This is a genomic window from Amycolatopsis melonis (genome assembly GCF_040064235.1).
Classification (GTDB): domain Bacteria; phylum Actinomycetota; class Actinomycetes; order Mycobacteriales; family Pseudonocardiaceae; genus Amycolatopsis; species Amycolatopsis melonis.
Window position 1 is genome coordinate 61,500 of the sequence record NZ_JBDZYD010000008.1, and the last position, 12,594, is coordinate 74,093.

General features: G+C 70.4%; 12 protein-coding genes. 4 read left to right on the forward strand and 8 right to left on the reverse strand.

What is annotated here, in order from left to right; genetic code table 11:
- Positions 1-30 precede the first annotated feature (30 nt).
- The 3 genes from ABJI51_RS21925 to ABJI51_RS21935 form a co-directional block, all read right to left on the reverse strand.
- Complete coding sequence (locus ABJI51_RS21925; RefSeq protein WP_348953107.1) at positions 31-1,593, reverse strand: acetolactate synthase large subunit; 1,563 nt, start codon at positions 1,591-1,593, stop codon at positions 31-33.
- The gene (locus ABJI51_RS21930; protein WP_348953108.1) at positions 1,590-2,975 is read right to left on the reverse strand and encodes an FAD-binding oxidoreductase; all 1,386 of its coding nucleotides are present in this window, start codon (positions 2,973-2,975) and stop codon (positions 1,590-1,592) included. The genes ABJI51_RS21925 and ABJI51_RS21930 overlap by 4 nt, the downstream gene beginning before the upstream one ends.
- A 78-nt stretch (positions 2,976-3,053) precedes the next feature.
- On the reverse strand, positions 3,054-3,773 hold the full coding sequence (locus ABJI51_RS21935; RefSeq protein ID WP_348953109.1) for an alpha/beta fold hydrolase: 720 nt from the start codon (positions 3,771-3,773) through the stop codon (positions 3,054-3,056).
- Between the two features lie 78 nt (positions 3,774-3,851).
- Between ABJI51_RS21935 and ABJI51_RS21940 the strand changes: the two genes are divergently transcribed.
- Positions 3,852-4,673, forward strand: a complete 822-nt coding sequence (locus ABJI51_RS21940) for an aldo/keto reductase (RefSeq protein ID WP_348953527.1) — start codon at positions 3,852-3,854, stop codon at positions 4,671-4,673.
- A 528-nt stretch (positions 4,674-5,201) separates the two neighbouring features.
- On the opposite strand, the gene ABJI51_RS21945 is transcribed toward ABJI51_RS21940, so the two are convergent.
- Entirely contained in the window at positions 5,202-5,699 is a 498-nt protein-coding gene (locus tag ABJI51_RS21945; protein ID WP_348953110.1) for a DUF3830 family protein, read from the reverse strand.
- A gap of 2 nt (positions 5,700-5,701) precedes the next feature.
- The gene (locus ABJI51_RS21950; protein ID WP_348953111.1) at positions 5,702-6,958 is read right to left on the reverse strand and encodes an aspartate aminotransferase family protein; all 1,257 of its coding nucleotides are present in this window, start codon (positions 6,956-6,958) and stop codon (positions 5,702-5,704) included.
- A gap of 91 nt (positions 6,959-7,049) precedes the next feature.
- On the opposite strand from ABJI51_RS21950, the gene ABJI51_RS21955 reads away from it, so the two are divergent.
- Genes ABJI51_RS21955 through ABJI51_RS21965 form a run of 3 tightly spaced genes read left to right on the forward strand, consistent with a single transcriptional unit; the run spans position 7,050 to position 10,098 of the window.
- A complete protein-coding gene (locus ABJI51_RS21955; protein WP_348953112.1) occupies positions 7,050-8,513 on the forward strand; it encodes an NAD-dependent succinate-semialdehyde dehydrogenase in 1,464 nt (487 codons plus the stop codon).
- Positions 8,510-9,568 (forward strand): tartrate dehydrogenase, encoded by a 1,059-nt coding sequence (locus ABJI51_RS21960; protein ID WP_348953114.1) that lies wholly within the window; start codon positions 8,510-8,512, stop codon positions 9,566-9,568. The genes ABJI51_RS21955 and ABJI51_RS21960 overlap by 4 nt, the downstream gene beginning before the upstream one ends.
- A 59-nt stretch (positions 9,569-9,627) precedes the next feature.
- On the forward strand, positions 9,628-10,098 hold the full coding sequence (locus ABJI51_RS21965; RefSeq protein ID WP_348953115.1) for a DUF4262 domain-containing protein: 471 nt from the start codon (positions 9,628-9,630) through the stop codon (positions 10,096-10,098).
- A 184-nt stretch (positions 10,099-10,282) separates the two neighbouring features.
- On the opposite strand, the gene ABJI51_RS21970 is transcribed toward ABJI51_RS21965, so the two are convergent.
- The 3 genes from ABJI51_RS21970 to ABJI51_RS21980 are packed head-to-tail and all read right to left on the reverse strand — an operon-like array spanning position 10,283 to position 12,551.
- The gene (locus tag ABJI51_RS21970) at positions 10,283-11,002 is read right to left on the reverse strand and encodes a GntR family transcriptional regulator (RefSeq protein WP_348953116.1); all 720 of its coding nucleotides are present in this window, start codon (positions 11,000-11,002) and stop codon (positions 10,283-10,285) included.
- A gap of 1 nt (position 11,003) precedes the next feature.
- Positions 11,004-11,750, reverse strand: a complete 747-nt coding sequence (locus ABJI51_RS21975; RefSeq protein ID WP_348953117.1) for a maleate cis-trans isomerase family protein — start codon at positions 11,748-11,750, stop codon at positions 11,004-11,006.
- A gap of 60 nt (positions 11,751-11,810) precedes the next feature.
- Positions 11,811-12,551 carry a maleate cis-trans isomerase family protein gene (locus ABJI51_RS21980; RefSeq protein WP_348953118.1) on the reverse strand — a complete coding sequence of 247 codons (741 nt, stop codon included), beginning with the start codon at positions 12,549-12,551 and terminating at the stop codon, positions 11,811-11,813.
- Positions 12,552-12,594 lie beyond the last annotated feature (43 nt).

Genomic DNA, 12,594 nt, shown 5'->3' on the forward strand with positions numbered 1-12,594 from the left:
GGGCTCAGTGTGCCGGTGACAATAGCCGGGCTACAGCAGCGGCGGCACCAGGGCGTCGATGAGGTGCGGGCCGGGCTCGGCGAAGGCGCGCTGCAGTTGTTCGGCCAGTTCCTCGGCCGTGGTGGCCCGGGTGGCCGGGACGCCCATGCCTTCGGCGATCTTGACGAAGTCCATGTCCGGCCGCGACAGGTCGAGCAGCTCGTTCGCCTTCGGTCCGCCCGAAGCCGCGCCGACGCGCTGCAGTTCCAGGCGCAGGATCGCGTACGCGCGGTTGTTGAGCAGCACCGTCGTGACGTTCAGGTTCTCGCGGGCCTGCGTCCACAGCGCCGAGATCGTGTAGAGCGCGCTGCCGTCGGACTGCAGGTTCAGCACCGGCCGGTCCGGCGCGGCGACGGCCGCCCCGGTCGCCACCGGCATGCCGTAGCCGATCGCGCCGCCGGTCAGGGTGAGGACGTCGTGGCGCGGCGCGCCGGCCGTCGCCGCGGGCAGCATCAGGCCGGACGTGTTGGCCTCGTCGGCGATGATCGCGTTCTCCGGCAGCAGTGCCCCGATGACGTCGACCCAGTTCTGCGGGGTCAGCGGCCCGCTCGGCAGCGCGGGCCGCGACGCCGGTGCCAGCACCGGTTCGGTGTCCGCGGCGACCAGGTCGGCGACTTCGTTCAGCGCGCGTGTGACGTCCTGGCCGACCGACGCAAGCGTGTGCACCTGCGCGCCTTCGGGGACGAGGTCGCTCGGCTTTCCCGGGTAGGCGAAGAACGACACCGGCGCCTTCGTGCCCGCGACGACGACGTGCTTGATCCCGTCGAGCTGGTAGGTGACCTGCTCGGCGAGGTAGCCGAGCCGCTCGATCGCCGGCAGCCCGGCACCGCGCTCCAGCCGCGCGGGGAACGTCTCGACGAACGCCTTGGCGCCGGTCGCGGCGGCGATCCGGCTCGCCGCGCGCAGGCCTTCCTCGCGGCACGCACTGCCGCCGACGAGCAGCGCGACCGGCTCACCGCTGCCGAAGACGGCCGCGATGTCCTTGACGGTCGTGGCGTCGACGGCCTGCGGCACCCGCGGCGGGATGGGCGCGCAGGTCTCGCCGCCGTCGCCCCACGAAGCGTCCGCGGGCAGGATCAGCGTGGCGACGCGGCCCGGCGCGTCCTGCGAAGCGGCGACCGCGGCAGCGGCGTCCGCCCCGACGTCCTTGGTGTGCTCGGAGCGGCGCACCCACCCTTCCAGCGAGCCCGCGACGGCTTCGATGTCCGATTCCAGCGGGGCGTCGTACTGCTTGTGGTAGGTCGCGTGGTCGCCGACGACGTTGACGATCGGAGTGTGCGCGCGGCGCGCGTTGTGCAGGTTCGCCAGGCCGTTGCCCAGGCCGGGGCCCAGGTGCAGCAGTGTTGCCGCAGGCTTGCACGCGATGCGTGCATAACCGTCGGCAGCACCGGTGACAACACCTTCGAACAACGCGAGCACGCCCCGCATCTCCGGGACCGAGTCCAGTGCGGCGACGAAGTGCATCTCGGAGGTGCCGGGGTTGGCGAAGCACACCTCGACGCCGGCGTCGACCAGCGTGCGGATCAGGGACTGGGCGCCGTTCAGCTCACTCATGCGGTTCCTTCGGGGAAGAGAACGCCGGGGTTGAGGATCCCGGCGGGGTCGAAGCTCTGCTTGATCCGGCGCATCAGCTCGATCTTGGCCGGGTCTTCGAGGTCCTGGTGGTAGCCGGCCTTGGTGCGGCCGAGGCCGTGCTCGCCGGAGATCGCGCCGCCGAGTTCCATGGCGAAGGCGAAGATGTCGGTGAGCAGCTGCTTCCGCTTGACGTCGTCCTTGCAGAAGATGCCGAGGTGGACGTTGCCGTCGCCGGCGTGCCCGCAGCCGAGCGCGCCGCCGCCGGCGGCCATCGCCAGTTCCCGGGCCTTCGCGATGAACTGCGGCATCGCCGTCCGCGGCACGACGACGTCGATGACGTCGTCGGCGCCGGCCGCCTTCGCGGTCCAGAACGCCTTCTCGCGGGCTTCGACGAGCTTGCGCGCGGCGGGTCCTTCGAGGACGTAGACGTCGAGCGCACCCAGTTCGCCGAGCAGCTCGCCGACGGTCTCGACGTCCTCGTCGAGGCGGCCGCCGTCGCGGTTTTCCAGCGCGACCACGAGGTAGGCCTCGCACGTTTCGCGGATCTTGTCCGGGACGCCCAGTTCGAGCTTCTCGTTGTAGACGATCGCCGCCATCGTCAGGTTGTCGATGTACTCGAGGATGTGCGGGCCCAGCCCGCTGGAGACGATCGCGGGCACGGCGGCCATCACCTGCTCGAAGCCGCCGAAGGGGGCGAGCACGGTCGCGCCGTGGGGCAGCCGCGGGTGCAGCTTCACGATGATCTCGGTGGCGAGGGCGAGGGTGCCTTCGGAGCCGATGATCAGCTGGGTGAGGTCGTAGCCGGTGGACACCTTCGACGTCTTGCCGCCGGTCCGGATGATCTCGCCGGTCGGCAGGACCGCCTGCAGCCCGAGCACGTTGTTCCGGGTGACGCCGTACTTGACCGCCCGCATCCCGCCGGCGTTGGTGCCGACGTTCCCGCCGACGCTGGCGCTCAGCTCGCCGGGGTAGACGGTGTAGCTCAGCCCGGCTTCGGCAGTCTTGGCGTCCAGTTCCGCGAGCGTGACCCCGGGCTGCACGACGGCGACGTGGTTGCCGGTGTCGACTTCCAGCACGGCGTTCATCCGCTCGAAGGAGATCAGCAGGCCGTCCCGCTGCGGCCGGGCCGCGCCGGACAGGCCGCTGCCGGACCCGCGTGCGGTCACGGGCACGTTGTACTCCGAAGCGGCCTTCAGCAGCTCCGCGACTTCCTCGGCGGTGGCCGGTTTCGCGACGTACGCGGGCTTCTGCGGCTCGGCGGTCAGTGCTTCGTCGTGCGCGTAGTCGTCGGAGATCGCCTCGCCCGTGAGCAGGTTCCGGTCCCCGACGATCCCGGCCAGCCGTGCCGCCACGTCGCCCATCGACAGGTTCTCCTCTGCGCCGTTGCTGTGGTTACCGCAGCGTAGTACGTACCGCCGGTACGCCGCTATGAATGTTTTTCACGTTAGTGGCTCGGCGAGGAAGCCCGCGACGGCGGTCGCGAACCCGGGGTTCCCGAGCGCGGTGAAGTGGTTGCCGGGAACCCGGACCAGCCGGGCGGCGGGCAACGCGGCGGCGAGTGCGTCGGCGTCGCGGGCGTCCTCGTCGCCGGCCACGAGGAGTATCGGCGTCGTGAGGTGGGACAGCTCGGCCGCGGAAGTCGGGACGAGCGAGTCGAGAACGCGCAGCAGCGCCCGCGGATCGCCGGTGATCCACCGGGCTTCTTCGCCGGCGGGACGTCCTTCGGCGAGATCGGTGAGCAGGCGCCGGCTGCTGTCCCCCTGGGGCGACTGGCAGACGGCGGTGAGTCCCTGCGCGCCGACGATCGCCCGTGCGGGCCGGGCCCCGCGGACCAGCATCCGCAGCGCGACGCGGCCGCCGAGCGAATACCCGCCGAGGTCGTAGCCGTCGAGCCCGAGGTGGGCGATCAGGGCGAGTCCGTCGTCGACGAGGACGTCGGGAGGGTAAGCGGCGGGATCGTCCGGCGCGGGACTGTCGCCGTGCCCGCGGAGATCGGGGAGCACCACGCGGTGCCCTCGCTCGGCGAGCGCGGCGGCGGGTCCGTGGTCCAGCCACTGGCGGCTGTCGCCGGTGAAGCCGTGCAGCAGCACGAGCGGGCGGCCCTCGCCCAGCTCGCGGTAGGACAGTTCGAGCCCGTCGCGGGCGGGGAAGTGCGGCACGAGCCCAGTCTGGCACGCGACGATTTAGCCCAGGCCGAATCTCTGGTGGGTGACGCCCGCGGCGGGGATGCTTCCGGCATGACCTCGACCTACCGCTTCGAAGACGGCTTTTCCGTTCACCGCCTGGGTTTCGGCGCCATGCGGCTCACCGAGTGGGACCACGTGAAGGACGGCGCCGAAGCCGTCGCCCGGCGTGCGGCGGACCTCGGTGTCACCTTCTTCGACACCGCCGACGCCTACGACCTGGGCCTGAACGAAGAACTCCTCGCCACCGCGCTGCACCCCTACGACGGGCTGTTCATCGCGACGAAGTGCGGGCACGCCCGCCCGAGCCGCGGCGAGTGGGTCCCGCTCGGCAGGCCCGAATACCTGCGGCAGCAAGCGGAACTGTCGCTGCGCCGCCTGCGCGTCGACCGCCTGGACCTGCTGCAGCTGCACCGCCTCGATCCGCAGGTGCCGCTCGCCGACCAGATCGGTGCACTGGCCCGGCTGCGGGAGGAGGGCAAGATCGCCCGCATCGGACTGTCCGAAGTGAGCGTCGCGCAGCTGGCCGAAGCGCGGGCGATCGCACCGATCGCGAGTGTGCAGAACCGCTACAACCTGACCGACCGCGCGGCCGACGACGTCCTGGCCTACTGCGAGCGTGAGGGAATCGCGTTCGTGCCGTGGCTCCCGATCGCGCGCGGTGAGCACGCGCGGGCGGGTGGCGTGCTCGGAAAGATCGCGGCCGGACTTGGCGCGACACCCGCTCAGGTGTCCCTCGCGTGGCTGCTGCGCCGTTCGCCTGTCGTCGTCCCCATTCCGGGAACGTCGTCGATCACGCACCTGGAGGAAAACTGCGCCGCGGCGGAAATCGAACTTTCCGACGACGATTTCACACGGTTGGCCGATTTGGCGTGAAACGACCCGGCCGCGGAAACCGCGGCCGGGTCGCGGGTCACGCCACGGCTCAGACGAGCCAGCCGAGGACGTGCGCCAGGTGCGCCAGCGCGCCCGTGAGGATGTCGTGGCAGTAGTACTGGGCGTGCTGAGCGAACAGCTGCATGGAATGACTCCTTGTTCCGAATGAATTCCCTGGAGATGCCCTCGCGAGGAGCGGAATCAGGTTTTCACCGTGCTGGCACGGTGTCAAAGAGCCGTTTCCGGTCATATCCGCCGACGCGGAATCTTCCCATGCTAAACACGTAATCCCTTCGTGTTTGCTGCGGGGGTGCCCCGGTCGGGCGTCCGCCACTGCGGGTAGCTGTGCCGCGGATCATCACTCCGGGTGACGCCGAGCTTGATCCGGCATCCCGGCGGTGCGGGTAGCTCGATCCGGTGATCGCCGGCCACGCCGGGTGAAGGCACGATGATCACCCGTTCGAGTGTACGAAGAAGGACGCCGGGTGCGGCTGCGCACCCGGCGTCCTGGTTGGGAGAAAAGGGAAATCAGGTTCGCGCGAACGAGAGCGTCTCGCCCTCGACACCCCGCAGCCACAGGTCCTGCGCGGCCGCGGCCATCTCGGCCAGGCCCTCCTCGATCGTGGCGAACACGTTGCCAGGCACCCAGCCCGCATCGCCGTTGATCAGCAGGTTGTTGCGCCCGTAGAAGATTGCGAGATCGGTCGCGCCCTGGTCGCTGTGTGCCTCGCTGCCTTCGTCGTAGCCGTACGCCGGGTTGCCGATTTCCCAGGCCTCGAAGCCGAAGTACACGACGTCGCCAGGAATCGGCGTGATCGTCGGGTTCTCCCGCCCGGGCTTCGGGTCCGCGAACGGCGGCACGAGCGTGTAGACCTCGTTGCGCGCGTACTTCGCGTGGTAGGCGGAACCGCTCTGCGGCAACGCGTCCCAGACCGCCTTGCAGGTCCGCGGTGCCTCGTCGTCCAGCAGCCGGGCGCGGCAGGAGACGCCCCGCTTGTCGAGGGTGATCGTGATGTACCGGGCCATGCTCAGCTCCCCGTGACCGAAGCGACGACGTCTCCCCAGATGCGCAACGCGTCGTCGACCTGCTCCGCCGTGACGACCAGCGGCGGCACCATGCGGACGACGTTCATGTACGGCCCGCAGGTCAGCAGCAGCAGGCCGTTCTTCGAAGCCGCCTGCTGCGCGGCCTGCGCGGTGGCCGTGTCCGGTTCGCCGTCGGCGGTGGTGAACTCCGAGCCGACCAGCAGGCCGAGCCCGCGCACCTCGCCGATCGACGGCGTCTTGTCCGCGATCACCCGCGCGCCTTCGAGCAGCTGGCGTCCGCGCTCGGCGGCGTTCTCGACGAGGTTCTCCTGCTGGATCACTTCGAGCGTCGCGATCGCCGCCGCGCACGAGACGGCGTTGCCGCCGTACGTGCCGCCCTGTGAACCGGGGAACGCCTTCGCCATCAGCTCTTCCGAAGCCGCGATGCCCGACAGCGGGAACCCGCTCGCCAGGCCCTTCGCGATGAGCACGATGTCCGGTGAGACATCGAAGTGGTCGTGCCCCCAGAACTTCCCGGTCCGGCCGAAGCCGGTCTGGATCTCGTCGACGACCAGCAGGATGCCGTGCCGGTCGGCACGCTCGCGCAGCCCGGCCATGAACTCGCTGTTCGCCGGGACGTACCCGCCCTCGCCGAGCACGGGCTCGACGAACATCGCGGCCGTCTCGTTCGGCGCGCTGACGGTCTGGAACAGGTAGTCCAGCTCGCGCAGCGCGAACTTCGTCGCCGTCTGCTCGTCCCAGCCGTAGTGGTAGGCGTAGGGGAACGGCGCGACGTGCACGCCCGCCATCAGCGGCCCGATGCCGGCGCTGAACCGCGTCCCGGACGTCGTCATGCTCGCCGCCGCGACCGTCCGGCCGTGGAAGCCGCCCTGGAAGACGATGACGTTCGGGCGTTTCGTCGCCTGCCGCGAGAGCCGCAACGCCGCTTCGACGGCTTCGCTGCCCGAGTTCGCGTAGAACAGCGAGTCGAGCCCGCGCGGCAGGACTTCGCCGAGCCGCTCGGTCAGTTCCAGCAGCGGCTGGTGCAGCACCGTCGTGTACTGCCCGTGGACGAGCTTGCCGATCTGCTCCTGCGCGGCCCGCACGACGTGCGGGTGGCAGTGCCCGGTGCTCGTGACGCCGATCCCGGCGGTGAAGTCGAGGTGGCGTTTGCCTTCGACGTCGTAGAGGTAAACCCCTTCACCGTGGTCGACCACGACGGGCGTTGCCTGCTTGAGCAGCGGAGATAGCTGGGCCATGGCAGCGGCTCCCGGTTCGGTTGAGCGGGTTGTCGATTGTTGACAATATCCATAGCATGGCCCCCGGGACAACACGTGAGGAGCAGTCGGGATGAGTGCGAGCACCGAGGCCGGCGTCGTCGAGGCGGTCGGCAAGGAACTGTTCATCGGCGGCAAGTGGGTGGCCGCCGAGTCCGGGAAGACGTTCCCGGTGGTCGACCCGGCGACCGGCAGGGAGCTGTGCCAGGTCGCCGACGCCTCGCCCGCGGACGGTGTCGCGGCACTGGACGCCGCGGTCGCCGCGCAGGCCGACTTCGCGAAGATGGCGCCCCGCGAACGCGGGGAGATCCTGCGCCGGGCGTACGAGCTGCTGATGGCACGCCAGGACGAGCTGGCCCTGCTCATGACGCTGGAGATGGGCAAGCCGCTCGCCGAGTCGAAGGGCGAGATCGCCTACGCCGCCGAGTTCTTCCGCTGGTTCGCCGAGGAGGCCGTCCGCATCGACGGCGGCTACGCGACCGCCCCGAACGGCTCGGGCCGCTTCCTCATCACCAAGCAGCCGGTCGGGCCGACGCTGCTGATCACGCCGTGGAACTTCCCGATGGCCATGGGCACCCGCAAGATCGGGCCGGCCGTCGCGGCGGGCTGCACGTCGGTGATCAAGCCCGCCGCCCAGACGCCGCTGTCGATGCTCGCGCTGGCCGGCATCCTCGCCGAGGCCGGGCTGCCCGCCGGCGTGCTCAACGTCGTCACCACCAGCGACTCCGGCGGTGTCATGGAACCGCTGATCCGCGACGGCCGCGCCCGCAAGCTGTCCTTCACCGGCTCCACCGGCGTCGGCCGGAAGCTGCTCGAGCAGTGCGCCGACAAGATCCTCCGCACGTCGATGGAACTCGGCGGCAACGCGCCGTTCCTGGTCTTCGACGACGCGGACCTGGACGCGGCCATCGAGGGCGCGATGCTCGCGAAGATGCGCAACATCGGCGAAGCGTGCACCGCGGCGAACCGGTTCTACGTGCAGCGCGGTGTCGTCGAGGAGTTCTCGCGGCGGCTGACCGAGCGCATGCAGGCGCTGCCGATGGGCCGCGGCACCGAAAAGGACGTCGTGGTCGGCCCGCTGATCGACCAGAACGCCGTGGACAAGGTGACCGAGCTGGTCAAGGACGCCACCGACCGCGGCGCGAAGGTGCTCACCGGCGGCTCCGGCGTCGACGGGCCGGGGCACTTCTACCAGGCCACCGTGCTCACCGACGTCCCGCAGGACGCGCGGCTGACCCACGAGGAGATCTTCGGGCCGGTCGCCCCGATCACGCCGTTCGACACCGAGGAAGAGGCGGTGGCCAAGGCGAACGACACCGAGTTCGGCCTGGTTTCCTACGTCTACACCAGCGACCTCAAGCGGGCGCTGCGCGTCTGCGAGGCCCTCGAAGCCGGCATGATCGGCCTCAACCAGGGCATCGTGTCGAACCCGGCGGCCCCGTTCGGCGGGATCAAGCAGTCCGGGCTCGGCCGCGAGGGCGGCACCGTCGGCATCGAGGAGTTCCTGGAGACCAAGTACATCGCGGTGGCCCTGTGAAGACCTACCGGCTGGCGAGCATTCCCGGCGACGGGATCGGCGTCGACGTCACGGCCGAGGCCCGCAAGGTCCTCGACCGGGCCGCCGGACTCTTCGGGTTTTCTCTCGAATGGACGGAGTTCGACTGGAGCTGCGAGCGCTATGCGCGCGTCGGCGCGATGATGCCGGACGACGGCGTCGAGCAGCTGTCGGCGTTCGACGGCATCCTGCTCGGCGCGGTCGGCTTCCCCGGCGTGCCGGACCACGTTTCCCTGTGGGGCCTGCTGATCCCGCTGCGGCGTGCGTTCTCCCAGTACGTCAACCTGCGGCCGGTGCGGCTGCTGCCGGGCACGACGTCCGTGCTGGCCGGGCGGAAGGCCGAGGAGCTGGAGCTGGTCATCGTCCGCGAGAACTCCGAAGGGGAGTACTCCGCGATCGGCGGGCGGCACAACGCCGGGCGGCCGGACGAATTCGTGCTGCAGGAGTCGGTGTTCACGCGCGTGGGCGTCTCGCGGATCATCCGCTACGCCTTCGAAGTGGCGCGGACGCGGTCTTCGCGCGTCTGCTCGGCGACGAAGTCCAACGGCCTGATCCACTCGATGCCGTTCTGGGACGAGATCTTCGCCGAGGTCGCCGCGGAGTACCCGGATGTCCACAGTGAACAGATGCACGTGGACGCGCTCGCGGCACGCATGGTCCAGGCACCCGAACGGCTCGACGTGATCGTGGCGTCGAACCTCTTCGGCGACATCCTGAGCGACCTGGCGGCCGCGATCACCGGCGGCCTCGGCATGGCCCCCTCCGGCAACATCAACCCATCAGGTGAATTCCCGTCGATGTTCGAGGCGGTCCACGGCAGCGCTCCGGACATCGCCGGACAGGGGATCGCGAACCCCGTCGCCCAGATCCTGGCGGCCGCGATGCTGGTCGAACATCTGCACGAAACCGTTGCCTCCCAAGCAATCCGCGCCGCGGTCGACCGGGTCCTCGACGAGGGCGCGGTCCGCACCCCCGACCTCGGCGGCACGAGTACCACAGAACAGCTCGGCACGGCGGTGGCCGAAGCACTGCGCTGAGTTTTGTCGGACCCCTCCGGCACGGTGTCCCCAAACCCACCGAGGGGGAGGAGAACCCGATGTGCTGGCAGTGCGACAACCCCGGAAGACCCCAGTCCGAATACCTGATGATGCTCCGGGACGGCGTGGCCGACCGGGGCTGGCTCGTGCAGGGAGTGGAGGGCAACGGGCTGTACCCGCCGTGGGCCTACACGATCGGCCTGAGCGGCTTCGGCCTGCCCGAGCTGGTCGTGACCGGCCTGCCGATGCGGGCGGCCGCGGAGCTGCTCAACGGCATGGCCGGCCACTCCCTGCACGCTTCGCCACCGGAACCGGGCGAACGCATCCCGCTGCGCGGCGGCCCGCTGATCGAGGTCGTCCCGCTCGCCGAACCGTCGGTGCACCTGGTGTTCGCGGTCGCCCTGTTCGGCGCGGAAATCGAGGCGCTGCAACTGGTCCACGCCGACGAGTGCGGCCGCTGGCCGTGGTCGGCCGACTTCCGCGACGGCCAGGGTGGCCAGCCGGTGCTGGGGGTGCGCCATGTCCGCTGACCGACGGCGCACCGTGCCGGTCAACTGCTTCCCGGAGCCGTCGCCGGCCGTCCACGTCCGCTTGCCGGACCCCGACGAGATCCCCGAATCGGCCGTGCACGTCCGCGTGTCGGCCTTCCGATCACGCGTGTCGGCCCTGAAATCACGCGTGTCGGCCCTGAAATCACGCGTGTCGGCGTTGCGGTCACGCGTTGCCCGGTACCGGCGGGGCGTGGCCGTCACGGAGGCTGGTGCCCGGCGCGAGCCGCTGGACGGCGTCCTCCATGTGCGCCTCCAGCAGGGCCAGCGCCGTCTCCTCGTCGCCGGCACGCAGTGCCTGGATGAGCTTCGTGTGCTCTTCCACGCGTTCTTCGACCCGCTGGTACGTGCCCTGCAGCGCGGTCAGGCACATGCGGGTCTCGATGAGCAGGGTCCTGGCCATCCGGACGAGCCGCTTGCTGCCCGAAGCGTTGATGAGGACCTCGTGGAACCGCAGGTCCGCTGTGGACAGTGCGGTCGGATCGTCCTCGACGGCAGCGGTGGCCATCTCGGCGACGGTGTGTTCGAGCAGGTCGGCGATCCGGTCCCGGTCCCCGCCCCGCAGGGCGCGCAGCATCGCCGCCCGCTCGATCGCCGAGCGAGCTGCATAGATGTCGTAGACGTCGCCGGGGCCGAGGTCGATCACGAACAGCCCGCGGTGCCGTTCGCTGCGCAGCAGGCCTTCGGAGACGAGATGCTGCATGGCTTCCCGGAGCGGCCCCCGTGACACCTGGAACCGGGAAGCCAGCTCGGTTTCGCCGAGCTGGGTCCCGGGCGGGAGTGCGCCGGTCATGATCGCGTCACGCAGCTGGCGCGCGATGACGGCGGCCGTCGACTCGCGGCTCACCGGTTCGATCTCGGGCAGCATGCCCGGTGGCAGGGCCATGTCAGGCGCCTCCGTCCGGCAGGTGCCGGAAGAGCGCGCCGAGCGAGCGGACGAGCCGGTGCTGCCCGGTCAGGCGCAGGCCCTCCCAGACGGTGACCTGGTTGGCGGTCAGCACGGGCTTGCCGAGCGCGGCCTCCACGGCGTTGATCTCCCCGAGCGTGCGCATGGCGGTGTCCGGCACGAGCACCGCTTCGGCGTCCGGGTGGTCGTGGCTCACGGCGAGGTCGACGACGGCCTCCGGGCTCATCGCCCCGACCTCGGCGGCCGTCACGATGTCGGCGCTGGCCATCGCGACGACCTCGATGCCGCCGTCCTGGAGGAAGCCGGCGAACAGGCGGGCGATGTCGTCCGGGTAGCTGGCGGCGACGGCGACCCGCTTGACGTCCAGCGCCCGCGCGGCGTGCACGAACGCGAAGGACGTACTGGAGGCCGGGACCCCGGCGACCGTGGCGAGGCGGTCGGCCTGGTCGCGGGCGCCGTCCCAGCCGTAGACGAAGCTGCCGCTGGTGCAGGCCCAGATCACCGCGGCGGGCTCGTGCTTGGCGAGCAGGGCGGCGCCGTCGGCGAGGCGGGCCTCGCTGCCGAGGTCCAGCAGCTCGGCGACCGCGTGCTTGTCGGTGCCGTAGATGTGCTCGACCGCCAGCCGGATGTCGCCCTCGTCGACGGCCGTGCCACCGAGCAGCTGCTCGGCCAGCGGGTAGTCGTCTTCGGCCGCGTGGTCGGGGTAGATGAAACCGATGGTGGTCACGGAACCTCCGGAGGGGACGCAAATTGTCGACAATCCTAGAGGGCGGGTCAAGAAACACCTTCACGACACGTCACGGAGCCACCTTCCGGGTCCGACGATGGGGAGGTTCATCCGGCGCAGGCACGCCCACATGGTCAGCTGGTTCGCGGTGAGCACCGGCTTGCCGAGCGCGGCTTCCAGCGGCTCGATCAGGTCGTAGGTGGGGAGGTTGGTACAGCTGACGAAGATCGCTTCGGCGTCGCCGTGGTCGGCGGCGAGGATGCGCTCGGCGATGGTCCGGTAGCTGACCTTCCAGATCCCGCCGCCCAGTCCGAGGTGGTCGCTGGACACGGTCTCGACGCCGAGTTCGGCGAGGAAGCCGTGCAGGGCGGCGGTGAGGTCGGCGTCGTACGGCGTCAGCACCGAGACGCGGTGGAGGTCGAGCTGGTGCAGCACCTCGGCGAGCGCGCCCGAGGTGGTGACGGCGTCCGGCGCGCCGGCGTCGCAGATCGCCTTGGTCAGCGAACGCTCGTAGTCGACGCCGTTGACGAAGCTGCCCGACGTGCAGAGGTAGGCGACCACCTCGGGCTCGACGTGCAGGACGTCGCGTGTCGCGCCGGCCAGGTGGTGGCTGTCGCTGACGAGGCGGGCCATCTCCATGCTCACCGGCACGGGCTCGTACGGCGTGCGCGCGAGGTGCAGGGACACCTCCATCGGCACCCATCGCCACAGCTCGCGCTCCAGCGCGAGGTCGAAGGGGGCGATGACGCCGATGCCGCGCTGCGCGAGCGGGCCCTCGAACGCCAGGAAGTCGAAATCCAAGGCTCAGCCTCCGGAATACGTCTGAACTTGACAGTCCGGTGCT

Bases quoted from the DNA above. Each gene is read 5' to 3' on its own strand.
- ABJI51_RS21925 (WP_348953107.1), bottom strand. From the start codon at position 1,593: ATGAGTGAGCTGAACGGCGCCCAGTCCCTGATCCGCACGCTGGTCGAC.
- ABJI51_RS21930 (WP_348953108.1), bottom strand. From the start codon at position 2,975: ATGGGCGACGTGGCGGCACGGCTGGCCGGGATCGTCGGGGACCGGAAC.
- ABJI51_RS21940 (WP_348953527.1), top strand. From the start codon at position 3,852: ATGACCTCGACCTACCGCTTCGAAGACGGCTTTTCCGTTCACCGCCTG.
- ABJI51_RS21945 (WP_348953110.1), bottom strand. From the start codon at position 5,699: ATGGCCCGGTACATCACGATCACCCTCGACAAGCGGGGCGTCTCCTGC.
- ABJI51_RS21950 (WP_348953111.1), bottom strand. From the start codon at position 6,958: ATGGCCCAGCTATCTCCGCTGCTCAAGCAGGCAACGCCCGTCGTGGTC.
- ABJI51_RS21955 (WP_348953112.1), top strand. From the start codon at position 7,050: ATGAGTGCGAGCACCGAGGCCGGCGTCGTCGAGGCGGTCGGCAAGGAA.
- ABJI51_RS21965 (WP_348953115.1), top strand. From the start codon at position 9,628: ATGTGCTGGCAGTGCGACAACCCCGGAAGACCCCAGTCCGAATACCTG.
- ABJI51_RS21970 (WP_348953116.1), bottom strand. From the start codon at position 11,002: ATGGCCCTGCCACCGGGCATGCTGCCCGAGATCGAACCGGTGAGCCGC.